Annotated in this window: 18 protein-coding genes; 9 read left to right on the forward strand and 9 right to left on the reverse strand. The window is 65.1% G+C overall.

Annotation, left to right across the window (positions count from 1 at the left end; genetic code table 11):
- Positions 1 to 8 precede the first annotated feature (8 nt).
- The 3 genes from BLIN9172_RS11920 (at position 9) to BLIN9172_RS11930 (ending at position 3,173) form a co-directional block, all read left to right on the forward strand.
- Positions 9 to 1,433 (forward strand): NAD(P)H-quinone dehydrogenase, encoded by a 1,425-nt coding sequence (locus BLIN9172_RS11920; RefSeq protein WP_101555273.1) that lies wholly within the window; start codon positions 9 to 11, stop codon positions 1,431 to 1,433.
- A gap of 121 nt (positions 1,434 to 1,554) precedes the next feature.
- The gene (locus BLIN9172_RS11925) at positions 1,555 to 1,896 is read left to right on the forward strand and encodes a YciI family protein (RefSeq protein WP_101555303.1); all 342 of its coding nucleotides are present in this window, start codon (positions 1,555 to 1,557) and stop codon (positions 1,894 to 1,896) included.
- The gene (locus tag BLIN9172_RS11930) at positions 1,896 to 3,173 is read left to right on the forward strand and encodes an RNA polymerase sigma factor (protein WP_101555274.1); all 1,278 of its coding nucleotides are present in this window, start codon (positions 1,896 to 1,898) and stop codon (positions 3,171 to 3,173) included. Before BLIN9172_RS11925 ends, BLIN9172_RS11930 begins: the two co-directional genes overlap by 1 nt.
- 68 nt (positions 3,174 to 3,241) lie before the next feature.
- Here the strand turns inward: BLIN9172_RS11930 and BLIN9172_RS11935 are convergent, their stop codons facing one another.
- From BLIN9172_RS11935 to BLIN9172_RS11945, 3 genes are all read right to left on the reverse strand, one after another.
- Positions 3,242 to 5,053, reverse strand: coding sequence for an acetyl/propionyl/methylcrotonyl-CoA carboxylase subunit alpha (locus BLIN9172_RS11935; RefSeq protein WP_101555275.1), 1,812 nt, complete (start codon positions 5,051 to 5,053; stop codon positions 3,242 to 3,244).
- 123 nt (positions 5,054 to 5,176) lie between these two features.
- Entirely contained in the window at positions 5,177 to 5,914 is a 738-nt protein-coding gene (locus BLIN9172_RS11940) for a Maf family protein (RefSeq protein WP_101555276.1), read from the reverse strand.
- Positions 5,911 to 6,888, reverse strand: a complete 978-nt coding sequence (locus BLIN9172_RS11945) for an SGNH/GDSL hydrolase family protein (RefSeq protein ID WP_240812102.1) — start codon at positions 6,886 to 6,888, stop codon at positions 5,911 to 5,913. Before BLIN9172_RS11945 ends, BLIN9172_RS11940 begins: the two co-directional genes overlap by 4 nt.
- Before the next feature lie 63 nt (positions 6,889 to 6,951).
- Between BLIN9172_RS11945 and BLIN9172_RS11950 the strand changes: the two genes are divergently transcribed.
- Positions 6,952 to 8,382 carry an AI-2E family transporter gene (locus BLIN9172_RS11950; protein ID WP_101555277.1) on the forward strand — a complete coding sequence of 477 codons (1,431 nt, stop codon included), beginning with the start codon at positions 6,952 to 6,954 and terminating at the stop codon, positions 8,380 to 8,382.
- Positions 8,383 to 8,575: 193 nt separating this feature from the next.
- Here the strand turns inward: BLIN9172_RS11950 and greA are convergent, their stop codons facing one another.
- Together greA and BLIN9172_RS11960 are read right to left on the reverse strand one after the other, a co-directional pair.
- Positions 8,576 to 9,070 carry a transcription elongation factor GreA gene (gene greA / locus BLIN9172_RS11955; protein WP_025778091.1) on the reverse strand — a complete coding sequence of 165 codons (495 nt, stop codon included), beginning with the start codon at positions 9,068 to 9,070 and terminating at the stop codon, positions 8,576 to 8,578.
- 188 nt (positions 9,071 to 9,258) lie between these two features.
- Complete coding sequence (locus tag BLIN9172_RS11960) at positions 9,259 to 9,684, reverse strand: DUF4307 domain-containing protein (RefSeq protein WP_101555278.1); 426 nt, start codon at positions 9,682 to 9,684, stop codon at positions 9,259 to 9,261.
- Between the two features lie 123 nt (positions 9,685 to 9,807).
- Here BLIN9172_RS11960 and mca point away from each other — a divergent pair, with 123 nt between their 5' ends.
- Both mca and BLIN9172_RS18580 read left to right on the forward strand, forming a co-directional pair.
- Positions 9,808 to 10,815, forward strand: a complete 1,008-nt coding sequence (mca, locus tag BLIN9172_RS11965) for a mycothiol conjugate amidase Mca (protein WP_101555279.1) — start codon at positions 9,808 to 9,810, stop codon at positions 10,813 to 10,815.
- Complete coding sequence (locus BLIN9172_RS18580) at positions 10,812 to 11,195, forward strand: hypothetical protein (protein WP_240812103.1); 384 nt, start codon at positions 10,812 to 10,814, stop codon at positions 11,193 to 11,195. The genes mca and BLIN9172_RS18580 overlap by 4 nt, the downstream gene beginning before the upstream one ends.
- Positions 11,196 to 11,331: 136 nt before the next feature.
- Here BLIN9172_RS18580 and trhA read toward each other — a convergent pair whose 3' ends face one another.
- On the reverse strand, positions 11,332 to 12,117 hold the full coding sequence (trhA, locus tag BLIN9172_RS11975) for a PAQR family membrane homeostasis protein TrhA (protein ID WP_101555280.1): 786 nt from the start codon (positions 12,115 to 12,117) through the stop codon (positions 11,332 to 11,334).
- Between the two features lie 104 nt (positions 12,118 to 12,221).
- Between trhA and BLIN9172_RS11980 the strand changes: the two genes are divergently transcribed.
- Both BLIN9172_RS11980 and phoH2 read left to right on the forward strand, forming a co-directional pair.
- Positions 12,222 to 12,983 (forward strand): isoprenyl transferase, encoded by a 762-nt coding sequence (locus BLIN9172_RS11980; protein ID WP_101555281.1) that lies wholly within the window; start codon positions 12,222 to 12,224, stop codon positions 12,981 to 12,983.
- A 211-nt stretch (positions 12,984 to 13,194) separates the two neighbouring features.
- Positions 13,195 to 14,502: an RNA 5'-3' helicase PhoH2 gene (gene phoH2 / locus BLIN9172_RS11985; RefSeq protein WP_101555304.1), complete on the forward strand. Its 1,308-nt coding sequence runs from the start codon at positions 13,195 to 13,197 to the stop codon at positions 14,500 to 14,502.
- A gap of 171 nt (positions 14,503 to 14,673) precedes the next feature.
- Here phoH2 and BLIN9172_RS11990 read toward each other — a convergent pair whose 3' ends face one another.
- From BLIN9172_RS11990 to glpX, 3 genes are all read right to left on the reverse strand, one after another.
- Positions 14,674 to 16,077: a class II fumarate hydratase gene (locus BLIN9172_RS11990; RefSeq protein ID WP_101555282.1), complete on the reverse strand. Its 1,404-nt coding sequence runs from the start codon at positions 16,075 to 16,077 to the stop codon at positions 14,674 to 14,676.
- A 91-nt stretch (positions 16,078 to 16,168) separates the two neighbouring features.
- Positions 16,169 to 16,795, reverse strand: a complete 627-nt coding sequence (locus BLIN9172_RS11995) for a carbonic anhydrase (RefSeq protein WP_101555283.1) — start codon at positions 16,793 to 16,795, stop codon at positions 16,169 to 16,171.
- A gap of 60 nt (positions 16,796 to 16,855) precedes the next feature.
- Positions 16,856 to 17,980: a class II fructose-bisphosphatase gene (gene glpX / locus BLIN9172_RS12000; RefSeq protein ID WP_180956971.1), complete on the reverse strand. Its 1,125-nt coding sequence runs from the start codon at positions 17,978 to 17,980 to the stop codon at positions 16,856 to 16,858.
- A gap of 198 nt (positions 17,981 to 18,178) precedes the next feature.
- Here glpX and BLIN9172_RS12005 point away from each other — a divergent pair, with 198 nt between their 5' ends.
- Entirely contained in the window at positions 18,179 to 18,748 is a 570-nt protein-coding gene (locus BLIN9172_RS12005; RefSeq protein WP_240812104.1) for a DUF4245 domain-containing protein, read from the forward strand.
- Positions 18,749 to 18,760 lie beyond the last annotated feature (12 nt).

Genomic DNA, 18,760 nt, shown 5'->3' on the forward strand with positions numbered 1-18,760 from the left:
ATCTGAGTGTGAACACTGAATTTGATTCCACTGCAGATCGCGTCGTCATCATCGGCGGCGGCCCCGGCGGCTACGAAGCCGCACTCGTCGCGGCTCAGCTCGGTGCCGACGTCATGCTCATCGAGGCGAATCGGTGTGGTGGTTCCGCCGTGCTCACCGATGTCGTGCCGTCGAAGTCGCTCATCGCCACTGCCGAGATGATGGATGAGATCGAGCGTTCCGGCGGGCTCGGAATCCGGATCGAGAACGCCGAGGACACCGCGTCCGATGATCGCCGAGTCACCGCCGACCTCGAAGCGGTCAACAAGCGCATCCTCTCCCTGGCCGACGCTCAGGCCAACGACATCTACGAAGGCCTCATCCGGGCCGGTGTCAAAGTCATCCACGGCAGGGCGACTCTGGCCGGTCGGGACCAGGTTCATGTCGTCGAATCCGGTGGCACCGAGTACACTCTCGAGGCCTCGACGATCCTGCTCTCGGTCGGCGCCCATCCGCGTGAGCTGCCCACCGCGCAGCCCGATGGTGAGCGCATCCTGACATGGACCCAGCTCTACGACCTCGACGAGCTGCCCGAGCATCTCATCGTCGTCGGCTCCGGTGTCACCGGCGCCGAGTTCGCGTCGGCCTACCGTGCCGTGGGCACCGAGGTGACCCTCGTGTCCTCGCGTGAGAAGGTCCTGCCCGGACAGGACGAGGATGCAGCCGATGTGCTCGAATTCGTCTTCCGCAACAAGGGGATGAACGTCCTCTCCCGCTCCCGTGCCGCCTCGGTGACCCGCACCGACGACGGAGTCGAAGTCGTGCTCGCCGACGGCCGCCGCGTCGAGGGATCCCACTGCCTCATGGCGGTCGGTTCGATTCCGAACACCGAAGGTCTCGGCCTGGAGAAAGCCGGTGTGCGGGTCAGCGAATCCGGACACATCGTCGTCGATGGGGTCTCGCGGACATCGCGGGCCGGGATCTATGCCGCCGGTGACTGCACCGGAGTGCTGCCGTTGGCCTCGGTGGCCGCGATGCAGGGCCGGATCGCCATGAACCACGCGCTCGGCGACGCGGTGCAGCCGCTCAAGCTGCGCAATGTCGCATCGAACGTGTTCACTGCGCCCGAGATCGCCACCGTGGGCTTCACTCAGCAGAACTACCGCGAGAACCCGACGGACATCGACACCGTGATGCTGCCGTTGGATACGAATCCGCGCGCCAAGATGCTCGGCATCGAGGACGGATTCGTCAAGATCTTCGCTCGACGCGGATCCGGCTCCATCCTCGGCGGTGTCGTCGTCGGACCCCGTGCCAGCGAGCTCATCCTGCCGATCACCATGGCCGTGGAGAACCGTCTGACCGTCGATCAGCTCTCCGCCTCCTTCGTCGTCTACCCATCGGTGAGCGGATCGCTGACCGAAGCGGCACGAAAGCTCCACCGCCACCTCTGAAGCCTCGAAACGGCGATCTCGGGAAAGTTCTGCTCCGCAGCTGTCGATCTTCTCGCTCCTCGACCGTCATGATGGTGTCAGGCCGCCCGGCATGACATGTGGAATGACGAAGGAGAACGACATGAAGTACGCACTTCTGCTGATGGGACGCACACAGGATCCTGACTGCGGTGAGGACGGCGGAGCGGATCCGGCCGAGTTCATGGCATTCGACCAGGAGATCAGCGAGGCCGGGGTCGTCGTCGGCGGCTTCGCCCTCGAAGGGCCCGAATTCGGTGTCCGCGTGAGTGGATCCGGAAGCGAGTCCCTTGTGACTTCGGGTCCGTTCGCCGAATCGAACGAATTCGTCGGCGGCAGCTACGTCATCGACGTCGCCGATATCGACGAGGCGATCGCCTGGGCGAAGAAGAGCCCCGCCGCGAAGACCGGACACATCGAGATCCGTCCGGTGGCCGACTACTGATGGACCCTGACCCCGATTCGGCCGCCCGTATCCTCAGCGCCATCGGCGAGGAGGACTACGGGCGGCTGCTCGCGGCGCTGGTCACCCGGTTCCGGGACTTCGACCTCGCCGAGGAGGCCCTCCACGACGCCGTGCTGCGCGCGGTCGAGACGTGGCCGGGCAGGGGAGTGCCCGAACGACCCCAGGCGTGGCTGATGGCCACGGCGAAGAACCGCGCCATCGATCTCATCCGCGCCGACGATGTGCGCACCAGACACCTCGCCCGCCTGCGCATCGAGGACGAGCTGCGGCCAGGTGACCACGACGACCACGCGGAGCGCCTCGGCGAGGAGGTGGACACGGCGGACCTGCCCGACGACCGTCTCGGCCTGTTCTTCACCTGCTCCCACCCGACCCTGCGCGAGGACGAATGCATCGTGCTCGTCCTGCGCTTCCTCTCGGGACTGACCACTGCCGAGGTGGCTGCCGGGTTCCTCATCGAGACCGCGACGATGCAGCAGCGGATCGTCCGCGCCAAGCAGCGGATCCGCAAGACCGGGATTCCCTTCGGCCGCCCTGCGCCTGCTGAGCTCGGCGACCGGCTGCCCGGAGTGCTGCGCGTCCTCTCCCTCATCTTCACCCAGGGCATCAACGCCACTGCAGGACGCGAACATACTCGAGTCGATCTGCAGCTCGAAGCCATCCGCCTGACCCGACTGCTCGTCGGATATCTGCCCGAGCAGACCGAAGCACGCGGTCTGCTGGCCCTGCTCCTGCTCACCCGAGCCCGTGATCGCGCTCGGGTGACCGAGGACGCTCGGCCGGTGCCGCTGGCCGATCAGGACCGCAGCCGGTGGGACTCCCGCCTCATCGCCGAAGGCACGGGGATCGTCGGAGCGGCCGCCGGGGAACCGGGGGCCGGGGCCTTCACCATCCAGGCGGCGATCGCTGCCCTGCACGCCGACGCGGCGACGTTCGCCGATACGGACTGGAAGCAGATCCTCGTGCTCTACCGGATGCTTGCCGACCTCGACCCGTCGCCGGTCGTGGCTCTCAACACCGCGATCGCCCTCGGGCAGGTCTCGGGCCCCGAAGCGGCCATGAGCGCTCTGGACGAACTGGCCGATGATCCGCGGCTGCTGCGGCACAGACCCTTTTACATCGCCAGAGCCATCACGCTCGACGAACTCGGCCGCACGGCCGAAGCCTCGGATGCCTATGCCACCGGGCTGGAGTGCCCCGGAAACGATGCCGAATCCGAATACATCACTGCCCGGATCACCGATCTTCAGCGGTGACCCGGGCAGGGACTGGTGGACGCAGGACTCCGGCGTTCGGGTGAGGCGAACGCCGGAGTCGATGTTCCTCAGGCGGCGAAGCGGATGATCGCCTCACCGGACTTCACCGAGGCACCTGCGTCGACGAGCACCTCGGAGACGGTGCCGGAGTGACCGGCCTTGAGAGGCTGCTCCATCTTCATCGCCTCGATGACGGCAAGGGTGTCACCGACTTCGACGGTGTCACCGGGATTGACGGCGATGGAGATGATGGTGCCCTGCATGGGAGCGTTGAGCGCGTTCGAATCGTCGGCGAGCTTCGCACCCTTGCGGCTGCTCAGCCCGCGTTTGCGCCGTGGCACGCTGGGGCTGGGAACATGACCGAGGTCCGAGATGACGTCCTTGGGGACCGACACGGTCATCCGACGGCCATCGACCTCGACCACAACACTGAAGCTGTCGGTTGCAGTACTCATCTGTTCTCCTAGCGGTGGATCGACAAGCGGATTGACGAAAGCGGTTTCGAGCCAGTTGGTCCAGACCTTGAAATCGGTCGCGAAGGACGGTTCGTCCACGAGCACCCGGTGCAGCGGCAGCAGTGTCGAGACGCCCTCGATGCGGTATTCGGACAGCGCCCGACGTGCTCGTGCCAGGGCCTCGTCACGGGTGGCGCCGGTGACGACGAGTTTGGCCAGCATCGGGTCGAAGTCCGTGCCGACGACGCTGCCTTCGCCGATGCCGGAGTCCAGCCGCACGCCTGGGCCCGACGGCGCACGGTAGTTCTTCACCGCGCCGGTGGCGGGGAAGAACGTGGTCGGGTCCTCGGCGTTGATGCGGAACTGGAAGGAGTGTCCGCGCACGGCGGGGAACTCATCCGGCAGGGTCTCACCCGAGGCGATGCGCACCTGCCAGCCGACGAGGTCGACTCCGGTGACCTCCTCGGTGACGGTGTGTTCGACCTGGATGCGTGCATTGGCTTCCATGAAGATGATCGTGCCGTCCTCTCCGAGGAGGAACTCGCACGTCGCGGCGCCGACGTAGCCGACGTGGGCGAGCAGACGAGCCGAGGCTGCGGAGACGATGCGCTCCTGTTCGGCGGTGAGGAACGGGGCGGGCGCCTCTTCGATGATCTTCTGGTTGCGACGCTGCAGAGTGCAGTCGCGTGTGGACACGACCCGCACATTGCCGTGGGCATCGGCCAGGCACTGGGTCTCGAGGTGGCGGGGGCGCACGATCTGCTTCTCGATGAGGCACTCACCGCGGCCGAAGGCGCTCTGGGCCTCGCGGGTCGCCGCAGTGTAGGCGGCTTCGAGGTCCTCGGCGGCAGAACAGGCGCGAAAACCGCGTCCGCCTCCGCCGTGGACGGCCTTGACGACGACGGGGAACCCGATCCGGTCGGCCACTTCGGCGGCTTCGGCCAGATCGGCCACGGCACCGTCGGAACCGGGAGCGACCGGAGCGTCGACAGCCTCGGCGACGGCCCGGGCTCCGGACTTGTCACCGAGGAGCTCGATCGCTGCCGGGGGAGGACCGACCCAGATCAGCCCGGCATCGATGACGGCCTGGGCGAACTGCGCGTTCTCGGCCATATAGCCGTAGCCGGGATGGACGGCATCGGCGCCGGAGCGCTTGGCCAGGGCGAGGATCTTCTCGATGTCGAGATACGTCTCCCCGGCTCCGGATCCGTCCAGCAGCCACGCATCGTCGGCGAGTTCGACGAAATCGGCATCGGAATCGGCACGGGTGTACACGGCGACGGCCTTGATGCCGAGGTCGTGGGCGGCCCGGATGATGCGCAGAGCGATCTCACCGCGGTTGGCGATGAGGACCCGGCGGACGGCCCCGGTCGGAACAGTGGTGCTCAGAACCGAGGTCGTGGAGTCGGAGAGGACTGTGGTCATGGTGCTCCTTTGTATGATCACAGAATAATTTAGAGAACAGCACCAAGGGTTTGTAGGACAGCGATAAAAAATTGGGACGAGAACTTCAATGTCCTCGGGCGTGTCATCGAACTCGTCTCGAGTCTACCGCTGGAGAGTCCACAGATCGGGCCAGAACAGGCCCATATCGGTGACCAGTTCGCGTACGACGGGCAGGCTGAGTCCGAGGACGGTGAGATGGTCGCCGTCGAGCCGGTCGACGAAGGCGCCGCCGAATCCGTCGATCGTCAGCGCCCCGGCCACATGAAAGGGCTCTTCGGTGGCGATGTACGCCTCGAGCTCCTCCGGGCCGGGTGAGCCGATGAGCACCGAGGTGGCCGACCGCTGAGAGCGCAGTGCGCTGAGTTCGAAGGCCTTCGGGTCGGTTCGATCGGCGCGATCAGTGCTGTCGCGGCGGTCGTCAGCTCCCGCCCGCCCGGCAGTGCCGTTCGCTTGCGGAGTCCGGATGAGGACGGCGACGGTATGCCCCGAGTGCAGCGTCGTCCATTGACCGGCGATCGCCGACCACACTTCGCGAGTGCGGTCGGCCGTTCCCGGTTTGCCGATGGCCCGGCCGTCGAATTCGAGCAGGGAGTCGCCGGCGATGACGACTACGGTGTCCGCGTCCTCGAGCGCCGGGGGAGCGGAACCGATGATCCGGTCGATGACCGCGCGGGCCTTCGCTTCCGAGAGAGCCGTGGTGAGATCGCCGACGGAACCGGAGAATTCGTCTTCGATGGCGCGTTCGTCGACCTCGGAGACGATGATGACCGGGTCGATCCCGCCGGCTCGGAGGATCTGGCGTCGAGAGGGAGACTGGGAAGCGAGGACCACAGGGATCACGAGACGGCCTCCGAGTGATTCGGGACCGGGTCGGCCCTGACGTCCTCTGTCACCGCTGATCCTTCGGCAGCTGACTGAGCCTCGGCGCCGGGGACCAGTTCGTGACGGCGGGCGGTTTCGCCCTTCTCCGGGATATCGAGGCTGCGGTCGACGACGACCGGGGCTGCGATGCGCTCGGCGATCGCCGACAGCAGGGTCGAGGACAGCTGTGCATAGCCGAGTTCGCTGGGGAATCGTCCCGAGTCGTTGAGCAGAGACCGGCGTGTCGTTCCGCTCAGTGATCCCGTCGACCGCAGCGGAACCGCACGTGCGGCCAGCGCTGCCAGCCATTGGGAACCGGCGAGGACCCGTGAGGTCCGCCGCAGCGACGTCTTGAGCGGATCGCGCAGCCCCGGCAGACCGCCGAGGTTGGGACAGACGAGGACGAACACGGTGTAGCGGCCCTCGCGCTGGAGCCTGTTGATGGCCTGGTTGAGCACGGGAACGCCGATGGTCGCCTGGATCGGGTGGATGATGTCTCCGGTGCCGATCGAGATGATCGCGAACCGGCGGTCTTCTGTCCAGTGGTCCGAGAGCTGTCGAGAGAGCCACGGCGAGCGCAGAACCTCGTCGACCTGCCGATGCAGATCATCCGACAGCGCCGAGGGGCGAGCCGTGGTCTGGACCCGCACAGTGGTGCCGAGCATCCGCGCCAGTCCGCGGCCGATGAGAGTCGGTGGCGCCTGCTCGGGGTCGACGTCGACCCCGCAGAGCCACGAATCGCCGATGATGGCCAGGGCGGCGGAGTCGTCATCGTCGTTGTGTCGGGGAGCGGCGATCGCCTCGGCGAAGGTGGAGAAGCGGCGATTCTTGTCGTCGTCGAAGGAGCGGCGCAGCGATCCTGCCTGGTGGCGGAGCAGCCCCGCAGCCGAGGCACCGGCGCCGACGACGGTCGCTCCCATGGTCGCCAGCGTATAGATCAAGCGTCTTCCCACTGTTTCCCTCCTCCGGCGTCATCATTGCACCTTTGTCAGTGCTTCAACAACTATTGTTGGACCATGACGGAAAACGATCAGCAGCAACCTCCGAACCGATTCCGTGGGGCGTGGGAGGCGTTCCGGAGGGGACGCGGATCCTCGCGTTCCCGGTCCGAATCCGAGCCGACCCCGTCGCAGGCCGTCAGTGCCGAAGAGATCGCACTCAGTCGAATCGAAGCCCAGGCCAAACCGTATGTGGCTCCGGGTCTCAAGCTCGCTGCTGCGTGGTCGTGGCGGTCGATCGTCGTACTCGTGGCGATCGGCGTGGCCCTGTGGCTCCTGTCGAAGATCTCCAGCGTCGTGCTGCCCGTGCTCATCGCTCTGCTGTTGGCCGCTCTGCTCGCTCCGCTGACCGGGTGGCTGAAGAAGAAGCGTGTACCGCGCGGCGGGGCCGCTGCGATCTCCTTCATCGGTTTCATCGTCATCGTGCTCGGGCTCTTCGGCCTCGTCGGTCAGCAGATCTATTCCGGCATGCCCGATCTCGTCAGACAGGTCATCGCCGGTGTGTCCGGAATCAGCGGCTGGCTGGCCACGAGTCCCTTCGGCATCGACGCCTCGACGATCTCGAGCTATATCGACGAGGCGATCAAGACCGCGACGAGCTTCTTCCAGAGCAACAGCAGCCAGCTTCTCGGCGGTGCCCTGGAGGCCACCTCCTCGGTGGGCACCTTCCTCACCGGTATGGCCGTCTGCCTGTTCGCGACGTTCTTCTTCCTCTACGACGGGGAGAACATTTTCAGATGGGTCATGAACCTGCTGCCGGTCCCGGCGCGTCCTGTCGCCACGGGTGCGGCTCGGCGCGGGTGGACGACCCTCGTGCAGTATGTGCGGGTCCAGATCCTCGTCGCCGCCGTCGACGCGATCGGCATCGGCATCGGCGCTGCTTTCCTCGGGATCCCGCTGGTCATTCCCATGACCGTGCTCGTCTTCCTCACCTCGTTCGTCCCCGTCGTCGGCGCCATCGCCTCCGGGGCGGTCGCCGTACTCGTCGCTCTGGTCTCGAACGGACTGGTCAGCGCGGTGATCATGTTGGCCGTGGTCATTGCGGTCCAGCAGATCGAAAGCCAGGTCCTCCAGCCTTTCCTGATGGGCAAGGCCGTGTCCGTCCACCCGCTGGCCGTGATCCTCGCGGTCACCGGAGGCGGTTTCCTCTTCGGCATCGTCGGTGCCCTCTTCGCCGTTCCCCTGGTGGCGGTGCTCAACAGCGTCGTCAGCTATATTGTGCGCACGAACGCCGGTGACTCCGAGGCCGCAGAGGATGACCCGAAGCGAGATCCGGACGAGCGGGGGGCCACCGCTGTCCTGGAGACCGCGAAGGAACGGCTCACCGACGCCGTCCGCGAATCCGCGGAAGACGAACGCGCATCAGGCTCCGAATCGACCGATTCGGGCGAATCTGGGACGACCGGTTCGGCCGAGCCCGGACGGTCGAAGAACGCCCTCGATGACTGAGTCTCGGGCCAGGATGAGTCTCGGGCCAGGATGAGTCTCGGGCCAGGATGATCCGGCAGGTCGCGTCCGAACGGCGATCCGACGAGGATCTTCTGAGCGGAGTGCCGACGAGGATCCTCTGAGCCGGAGTGCATACAGAAGTGGGCGGGTGCGATCGCACCCGCCCACTTCTGTCTGTTCTGTCTGTCGATGATCAGCCGGTGAAAGCCTCGACGGAATCGACCTTGACCTCGATGGTCTTGCCGTTCGGAGCCTCGTATGAGGTCGTGTCTCCGGCCTTGACGCCGAGGACAGCCGCTCCGAGCGGAGACTTCTCCGAGAAGACGTCGATATCGGAGTCCCCGGCGATCTCGCGGTTGCCCAGCAGGAACCGCATGCTGTTGCCGGCGACGGTCGCAGTGACGACGGTTCCGGGGGCCACGGTCTTGCCGTCGCTGTCGTTCGAGCCGACCTTGGCGTTGCGCAGCAGCACCTCGAGCTGGCGGATGCGAGCTTCCTGCTTGCCCTGCTCATCACGTGCTGCGTGATAACCGCTGTTCTCCTTCAAGTCACCCTCGTCGCGGGCGGCTTCGATCTTCTCAGCAATCTCTGCACGACCCGGTCCGGAGAGATGCTCGAGTTCCTTCGACAGGCGGTCAAAGGCTTCCTGGGTCAACCATGTCTCTTCCTGGGTGACTTCCTCGGTCATGACTTCTCCTTCTTCGGTCGGTGCACTGACGGGCGTGTCAGGCAACGAAAAAACCGGGCGTATGGGCACGCCCGGAAGTTGAATGAAACTACAGTGTAACGCATCTGCAGAGAAAAACGATGAGTTCGATCACGTTGCCTGCCGCGAGTCGGAACTTCGCGGCCGCAAGCGGCGTCCTCGTGGGAGAACTATTCGAACCAGCAGGAGTCCGCGTGACCGGAGGCAGCCAGCTGAGTCGTCGCCAGGTCGACGTCGACGCGTTTCGGCGCATTCGGATCGGCGTTCGGATCGGCGGGAACGGTCACCTCGGTGAAGCCGACGATCGCTTCGTGCTCGTTCGTGGCTTGGACGATGCAGTGCACGTCGCGTTCCTGATCCGGAAATATTCCGACGCTGACGTGCGTTGACGAGTCGTCGACAACCGAATATTCAAGAGTGCGCGGTGTCGTGGGATTCGTCTGCGGACGGAAGGCCCAGACAGCGATGACCGCGACCACAGCGGCGAGGACGACGACGGCGATGACCTTCGCTCGACGGCTCAGCTCTCGCGTGGGTCTGCTGGTCCGGCCGTAGCGATCATCATGCAGTGGTGGTGCCACTGTTACCTCAGTCATTGAATTCCTCATTAAGTACTTCGCGCACTAATCTAGAGTAGTCGATCCTCTGCCGGCGATCATGTCAGCCGCAGCGCCGGCAGGAGGTGGCCACCAGGCTGAATCGAAAGGGACATTTAGGATATGACTTCGCTTCCGTACCATGGGCTGCGCCTGTTGGCCGTCCATGCCCACCCCGACGACGAATCCTCCAAGGGTGCGGCAACGACCGCGAAGTACGCGTCTCTGGGTGCCCGGGTGCTCATCGCCACGATGACCGGTGGTGAAGCCGGCGACATCCTCAACCCCGCCCTGCTGCAGAGCCCGAAGGCCAGCCGCGATATCGCCGGTCTCCGTCGTGAGGAGATGGCGACGGCCGCCGCCGCTCTCGGCGCCGAACATGTCTGGGTCGGGCACGTCGACTCGGGGCTGCCCGACGGTGATTTCGACAACCAGACACCTCCCGGATGCTTCTATCGGGTCCCCGATGAGGTCGCGATGCTGCCCCTGGTGCACATCATCCGCACCTTCCGCCCGCAGGTGGTGACCACCTATGACGAGCTCGGCGGATATCCTCACCCCGACCACATCAAGAACCATGCCGTGACCATGGCTGCCGTCGAGGCCGCCGCGGATGCGACCTCCCACCCCGAGCTCGGTGAGCCGTGGCAGGTGCAGAAGATCTACTTCAATCAGGACCTGTCGGCGAAGAAGTGGATCACCATCCACGAGAAGATGCTCGAAGCGGGACTCGACTCCCCGTTCGCCGACCACCTCGAGGATTTCAAGAAGCGCGACAACCAACGCCGCAACTGGCTGAGCACCCGCATCGACTGCTCCGAGTTCTTCTCTGCGCGCGATCGGGCGCTTCTCTCCCATGCCACTCAGATCGACCCCGAGGGCGGCTTCTTCTCCGCTTCTCGCAAGGCCGCTCGCACATACTGGCCGACCGAAGAATTCGAACTGGCCCTCGACCTCACCGGCCGGGAACCGCTGAACCGGGATCTCGACTTCCAGGAGACCGATCTGTTCGCCGGCGTGACCTTCGACGACGGTCGTCGCGTTCCCGATGAGGGGATGCTCCCGGACTCACCGGCCGACGACCTCGACGCCGAAGCAGCCGTCCCGACCGAAAGCGATGCCCGAGCATGATATTCGCGTCCTCTCCGACCCCGACCCCGGACGGAGGCGCACCGGACCCGGATCTGGTGACTCCCGGAACGATCGGCTTCCTGGCCACGCTCGTCATCGTCATCCTGACGATCTTCCTCATCCGGGACGCTCTGCGTCGTGTCCGTCGGGTGCGGGCCCGATCGGGTGCGAATGATGCCTACCCGATCCCGCTGCGCAGGCATGTGGTGCCCAACCAGTCGACGCTCTCAGGTCCGGAGGCACCCGAACCGGAGACCGGTGAGCGCGACACCGACGCAGCCGCCGATACCGGACCATCTGATGCGCATCGCCGAGGCGACGCGACGGAGGAGCCGATCGATCCCTCCGAATCCTCCGACGAACAGAATGGACGAGCCTGAGGCTCTGAGGTCCTGTGCCCACGCAATCGGCGCGATCACCGATCGGTGATCGCGCCGATTGCGTCCGTGCGGACTCAGCTGGAGGGCGGAGAGCCGGGGCAGACGGACAGGCCGTCCGGACTCGGCCGAATGAGGGTCAGTAGGCGGCGACGGCGGCGATGATGAGCGCGGCGAGATGGCAGCCGTAGCCGAGGATCGTGAGGATATGGAAGATCTCATGGAAGCCGAGCCACTTCGGTGAGGGGTTCGGCCGCTTGATCCCGTAGATCACGGCACCGGCGATATAGCACACACCGCCGAGGACGACGAGGAGGCCGACGGCGAAGTTCGTCGCCCAGATCTGAGGGATGTATCCGACTCCGGCGACCCCGAACCCGACGTAGATGGGCACGAAGAGCCACCTCGGCGCGGTGGTGAAGATCGTACGGAAGGCCACTCCGAGTGCGGCGGCGCCCCAGAGCACGGACAGCAGGAGGATCGCCTGGTCGGCGGTGAGCATCAGCACGGCCAGCGGAGTGTACGTGCCGGCGGTGATGAGGAAGATGTTCGCATGGTCGAGTCGCCGCAGAACCAGGCGGGCACGGGTGCGCCAGCGGCCCCGGTGGTAGACGGCGGAGGTGCCGAAGAGCAGCATGCCGGTGACGGCGAAGACTGCGGCGGCGATACGCGATTCGATCGTCGGGGAGATGATCACCAACGCCAGACCGCCGAGCATCGCCAGAGGGAATGCACCGGCGTGGAACCAGCCGCGCAGCTTCGGCTTGACCTGACCCGCCAGTTTCGTCAGTTCGGCTCGCAGGGCCGAGCGGCGACGCGCGATGCGGTGGTCATCGGCGGGTGGCGCAGCATCCGCACCTGCTGAACCGACGGGCCAGGAGCCGTCGGGGACGACTGGAGAGGAATCGGTGAGCGAAGCGTTCATGGGTCCATAGTAGCCAGCGCGCCTGAGGCCGCGTTCAGCATCGTCGGCTAGTAGTCTTAGACAGTGTTCGAGCCGACCGACGACCCAGATGGAAGAGGACAGCTGTGGCGCGACCCGTGAACCTGCTCTATCGGCTGTACGAGCGACGGCTCAAGCGTGAGCTCGACAAGTCGGTTCCGGTTCCGCGGCACGTCGGGGTCATCACCGACGGCAATCGCCGGTGGGCGAAGGAATTCGGGGCCACGACCGCAGACGGGCACCGGGCCGGAGCGGCGAAGATCGTCGAATTCCTCGGTTGGTGTCACGAGATCGACGTGGAGATCGTCACTCTCTACGTTCTGTCCAAGGAGAACCTCGCCCGTTCGGCCGAAGAGGTGTCGATCCTCATCGAGATCATCTCGGACCTGGTGGAGAAGATCGCAGCGCTCGACGGCGTCGGCGTCCAGCTCGTCGGTGATCTCGAGATCGTTCCAGCGGATCTGCGGGCCCGCTTGGAAGCCGTGACGACCACCGCGGACTGCGGCATGCGAGTCAATGTCGCCGTCGGCTACGGCGGTCGGCAGGAGATCGTCAACGCGGTGAAGTCCCTGCTGCGGACTCGGGCCGACGACGGCACGGATCTCGAGTCCATCATCTCCGAGCTGTCTCCCGAGCAGATCGGCGAACACCTCTACACCAAGGGCCAGCCCGATCCCGACCTCATCATCCGCTCGTCGGGAGAGCAGCGACTCTCCGGCTTCCTCATGTGGCAGAGCGCCTACTCGGAGTTCTATTTCTGCGAAGCCTACTGGCCGGACTTCCGCCGCACGGATTTCCTCCGTGCCGTGCGTGACTACGGTCTGCGGCAGCGTCGCTTCGGCAAATAGGGCCTGCCGGCGGCCCGCGCGGATCTGAAGCTGTATGACGGTGGAATCCCGCATTCACTCGAAGTTCATGACCTCGACTTGCCCGAACACGCGTGCCGCTGCCGTCTGCGGGGACGAACCGGGTTAGGTTGACTGTAGTTGGTCGACACCAACCCGAGATCGGGGGATGTCAGAACCGGATCTCGGCGGAACTCACGCCTCAGAGGTCCTCATGGCTGAAAAAGTCCACACCTACGTTCTCGACACCTCGGTGCTGCTGTCCGATCCCGGAGCGCTGCTGCGCTTCGCCGAACATCACGTCGTCATTCCACTCATCGTCGTCTCCGAGCTCGAGGGCAAACGCAATCATCCCGAACTCGGCTTCACGGCTCGCAAAGCACTGCACATCCTCGACGACTTCCGTTCCGACTACGACCGATTGGATCAGCCCATCCCGGTCGGCGATGCGGGCGGAACGCTGCGGGTCGAGCTCAATCACATCGACGCCTCCACGATGCCGGTCGGCTTCGACCGGTCGGAGAACGACACCCGCATCCTGGCCGTGGCCCGCAACCTGTCGGCCGAAGGCTGTGATGTCGTCGTCGTGACCAAGGACGTGCCGATGCGGGTGAAGGCGTCGGCCCTGGGTCTGCACGCGGAGGAGTACCTGGCGGAGCTGGCCGTCGACTCCGGGTTCACCGGAATGAGCGAGCTCGGACTCGACGACGAGCAGATGAGCGAATTCTACGATTCGGGATCGGTCGTCACCGAGGAGGTCTCCGACGAGGTGGTCAACACCGGTGTCGTCATCACCTCACCGCGCGGATCCGGTCTGGGACGGGTGCGCACCGGCAATCGCGTGTCGATGGTGCGCGGGGACCGTGACATCTTCGGCGTCCACGGCCGATCGGCCGAACAGCGGATCGCCATCGACATGCTGCTCGACGACTCATTGGGAATCGTGTCGATGGGAGGGCGAGCCGGAACGGGGAAGTCCGCGCTGGCCCTCATGGCCGGTCTGCAGAAGGTGCTCGAGGAGAACAAACACTCGAAGATCATGGTCTTCCGGCCCCTCTATGCCGTCGGCGGGCAGAACCTCGGCTACCTGCCCGGCAGCGAAGGGGAGAAGATGAACCCCTGGGCGGAGGCCGTGTTCGACACCCTCAGCGCGCTGGTGAGCAAGAACGTCATCGACGAGGTGGTCAACAGAGAGATCCTCGAGGTGCTTCCGCTCACCCACATCCGCGGACGCTCCCTCCACGACGCATTCGTCATCGTCGATGAGGCACAGTCGTTGGAGCGCAATGTTCTGCTCACCGTGCTCTCACGCATCGGGATGAACTCGAAGGTGGTGCTCACCCACGATGTCGCCCAGCGCGACAACCTGCGAGTCGGCAGGCACGACGGAGTCGCTGCGGTGATCGAGAAGCTCAAGGGCCACGAACTGTTCGCTCATGTCACGCTGACACGGTCCGAGAGGTCGGAGATCGCGGCTCTGGTCACCGATGTGCTCGAGGAGTTCGACCCGTTCCGCTCCTGAGCCCCTGCTCTGGTCGCCGACCGCTCACGTTACCGCCGGTGTATCGCGCTGTGCGGTGAGCGGTCGACGCTGGGGTGAGCGGTCGCCGAAAGTGTGAGTGGGACGACAGAACGAAACGGCGCCCGGACGATTTCGTCCGGGCGCCGTGTTCTGATCAGTCAGATCGGCGGCTTACTTGTAGTTGCCGATCATCGTGGTGACATCGAGGGCCTTGTCGAGGTCGGCCTCGGTGATGGAGCCGTTCTCGACGAAGCCGAGAGCGATCGTCGCTTCCTTGACCGTCATCTTGTTCTTCACGGCGTGCTTGGCGATCTTCGCCGCGGCTTCGTAGCCGATGACCTTGTTCAGCGGAGTGACGATGGAGGGGCTCGCCTCGGCGAGGAAGCGGGCACGCTCCTCATTGGCGGTGAGCCCGTCGATCATCTTCTCGGCCATGACGGTCGAGGCGTTCGCGAGCAGGCGGATCGACTCGAGCAGGTTCGACGCCATGACGGGGATTCCGACGTTGAGCTCGAAGGCGCCGTTGGTCGACGACAGCGAGACTGCGGCATCGTTGCCGATGACCTGAGCGGCGACCTGAATGGTGGCCTCGCAGATGACCGGGTTGACCTTGCCGGGCATGATCGACGAACCGGGCTGGAGATCGGGGATGGCGATCTCGCCGAGACCGGTGTTCGGTCCCGAACCCATCCAGCGCAGGTCGTTGCAGATCTTCATGTAGCCGTAGGCGATGGTCCGCAGCTGACCGGAGGCTTCGATGAGTCCGTCGCGGTTGGCCTGCGCCTCGAAGTGGTTGCGTGCCTCGGTGATCGGCAGTCCGGTCTCCTCGGCGAGGATCTCGACCACACGGGAGGAGAAGCCGTCGGGGGTGTTGATGCCGGTGCCCACAGCGGTTCCGCCCTGCGGGACCTCTGCCACGCGGGGCAGGGACGCCTCGATGCGCTCGATTCCGTAACGGACCTGTGCGGCGTAGCCGCCGAACTCCTGACCGAGCGTCACCGGGGTGGCATCCATGAGGTGGGTGCGGCCGGACTTGACGATGGAGGAGAAGTCCTCCGCCTTCTTCTCCAGGGAGGTCGCCAGGGTGTCCATGGCCGGGATGAGGGTGTTGACCAGGGCCTTGGTCACGGCCAGGTGGACCGAGGTGGGGAAGACATCGTTCGACGACTGCGAGGCGTTGACGTGGTCGTTCGGGTGGACGTTGATTCCGTCGGCTTCGAGGGCCTTGGTCGCCAGCGAGGCCAGGACCTCGTTGGTGTTCATGTTCGATGAGGTTCCCGAACCGGTCTGGAACACGTCGATGGGGAAGTGGGCGTCGAACTCGCCGGAGATGACCTGATCGGCGGCGTTCTGGATGGCTGTGGCACGGGCTTCGTCGAGCACGCCGAGTTCGGCATTGGCCTTCGCGGCGGCCTTCTTCACCTGTGCCAGCGCGGCGATGTGAGCGGATTCGAGGGTTTTGCCCGAGATCGGGAAGTTCTCGACGGCACGCTGGGTCTGTGCGCTGTAGAGGGCGTCCTTGGGGACTTTGACCTCACCCATGGTGTCGTGTTCGATGCGGAATTCTTCGGTCATTGTTGTCCTTTCCGTTGGGTGCCGGGGAAATGATTGCGGAGTTCAGGGTCGTTGAGAGCCTGCACGGCTGACCACCGAGGCGGCTGGTCGCTCAAGAAGCGTAGGTGGAGACCGCGGCCTCGTCGCCTCCGTACTGGGCGACGACCGTGGTGTGCCCGTCGTGGAGCTGGTAGGTGAGTCCGACGATGATGAGTCGGCCGTCATCGACTGCGGTTTTGATGATCGTCGACAGCTGCATGATCTTGTCGACGGTGTCCATGGTGTTCTGACCGACGGTCTCGTTGATCGTGGTCCGTCCGTTCTTGCGGGCCCGGGCCACCGTCGGCAGGATGCGGGCGACGACGTCGGAGATGAACCCGGGAGGAGTCTCACCCGAGTCGTAGGCGTTGTAGGCCGCCGTCACGGCCCCGCAGCTGTCGTGTCCGAGCACGACGAGCAGGGGAGTGCCGAGCATTTCGACGCCGTATTCGAGCGACCCCAAGGTGACCGGGTCGACGACCTGTCCGGCATTGCGGACGACGAACATGTCGCCGAGGCCGACATCGAAGATCATCTCAGCGGCGACTCGGGAATCCGAGCAGCCGAAGAGCGTGACGAACGGGGTCTGGCTGTCCGACAGAGACTCGCGCCGTGCAGTGTCCTGGTTGGGATGCCGAGGGACGTCGTCGACGAATCGCTGATTTCCCTCGAGGAGTCGTTTCCACGCCTGGTTGGGCATTACTTTCGCACCTGCTTCCGAGTTGTGTGCAACGCGCCCGGGACCGGGTGCGTTGTGAGGTCAGACCAGTCCGCGGCGTGCGGCTTCCTCTGCGGCCTCCACGTAGGAGTGGGTCTTCGCGGCCTGGTGTTCGGCGAAGACCTGACGGACGGTCCCCGACTTTGACCGCATCACCAATGAGTGCGTGGTGACGTGTCCGCCTTGGAACTTCACTCCGTCGAGCAGATCGCCGTTGGTGATGCCGGTGGCGACGAAGTAGCTGTTGTCTCCGGTGACGAGGTCATCGGTGTTGAGCACCTGGTTGACGTCGAGGCCGGCCTTGGCGGCGGCTTCGCGTTCGGTGTCGTCCTGCGGCCACAGACGGCCCTGGATGACTCCGCCGAGCGCCTTGATGGCGCAGGCGGTGATGATGCCTTCCGGGGTGCCGCCGATGCCCATGAGCATGTCGACGCCGGTTCCGGGACGGCAGGCGGCGATGGCTCCGGCGACGTCGCCATCGGTGATGAGCTGGATGCGGGCACCGGCGGCGCGGATCTCATCGATCATCTGCTGGTGGCGGGGGCGGTCGAGGATCATCACCGTCACCGAGGCGGGATCCTTCGTTCCCTTCGCCTTGGCGACGCGACGGATGTTCTCGGCGATCGGCAGACGCAGATCGACGGCGTCGGCGGCATCGGGGCCGGTGACGAGCTTCTCCATGTAGAACACGGCTGAAGGGTCATACATCGCACCGTCTTCGGTCACGGCCATGACCGAGATCGCGTTGGGCATGCCCAACGCGGTCAAGCGGGTGCCGTCGATCGGATCGACGGCGACATCGCAGTGCGGTCCGCCGCCGTCGCCGACCTGCTCGCCGTTGAAGAGCATCGGAGCTTCGTCCTTCTCGCCTTCGCCGATGACGACGGTTCCGGCCATGCGGACGGTGGAGATGACGTTGCGCATCGCGGCCACGGCTGCTCCGTCGGCGGCGTTCTTGTCTCCGCGGCCGACCCAGGGTGCGGCGGCGATGGCGGCAGCCTCGGTGACTCGGACGAGTTCCAGGGCCAAGTTGCGGTCGGGTGCGTCCGACTCGACCTGAGCCTTCTGTGACCATGAGTCGGTCACTGCGACAGGTGGAGCCTCCTCATCAACTCGTCCTCGGTCTTGGTGAGATTTCACGTCAACAGGCTCTTTGGAGTCACTCATGCTTCCAATTGTGCCACCCCTGTGATCCGGGTCGCGACAGCGGTGTCCGCTTGTGGCCGCAGTCACGCGATTGAGCTGGAATTGGCCCTTCGCGCGCGAGCCGAGGACAATGGCGGTGTGAATGTCCGAAATGCTGCTGACGAGACGGGTACTCGAACAGTCGTCGACGAGTCGACGCAGAGTCCCAAGGGAGAGTCCATGGCTGACGAGTCCGGAGTGATGTTGCCGGGGTCCCGTGAAGAGATGCGCTTCCTGCGCAAGAACTCGAACTGGGTGAATATGGTCATCGCGATCCTCGCCTGTCTGGCCGTCGCCATCGGGATCCTGTTCCTCGCCCCGCAGCCGGAAGTGGATTCCGAGCGTGTCGTCGACTATCAGGGAATCGCCGAGCAGTCGCAGGGCAATGCCGACTTCGACCTGATCGTTCCGCAGATCCCGCGTGGGTGGACCTCGAATGAGGCCAGCCTCGATCGTGTGGGCGACTCGGAATACACCTCGTGGTACATGTCGTTCATCGGTCCCGAGGACCAGTGGGTGAGCATCGAACAGGCCGAAGCGAGTGAGAACTGGGCGAAGCGGAAGACCGATGAGGCTGTCGCCGCCGAGAAGGTGACTGTCGGCGGCGCCGACTTCCAGATCTACCGCACCGAAGAGGCGAAGGAATACTGGGTCACGCACAAGGGCGACATGCATATCGTCATGAGTGCCACCGCTGCACCGGACACCATCAACAGCTTCGCCGATCAGGTGGCCGCCCAACTGAAGTGACTCCGGCGGACT

Origin of the sequence: Brevibacterium linens ATCC 9172 (assembly GCF_900169165.1) — a bacterium.
Lineage (GTDB): Bacteria > Actinomycetota > Actinomycetes > Actinomycetales > Brevibacteriaceae > Brevibacterium > Brevibacterium linens.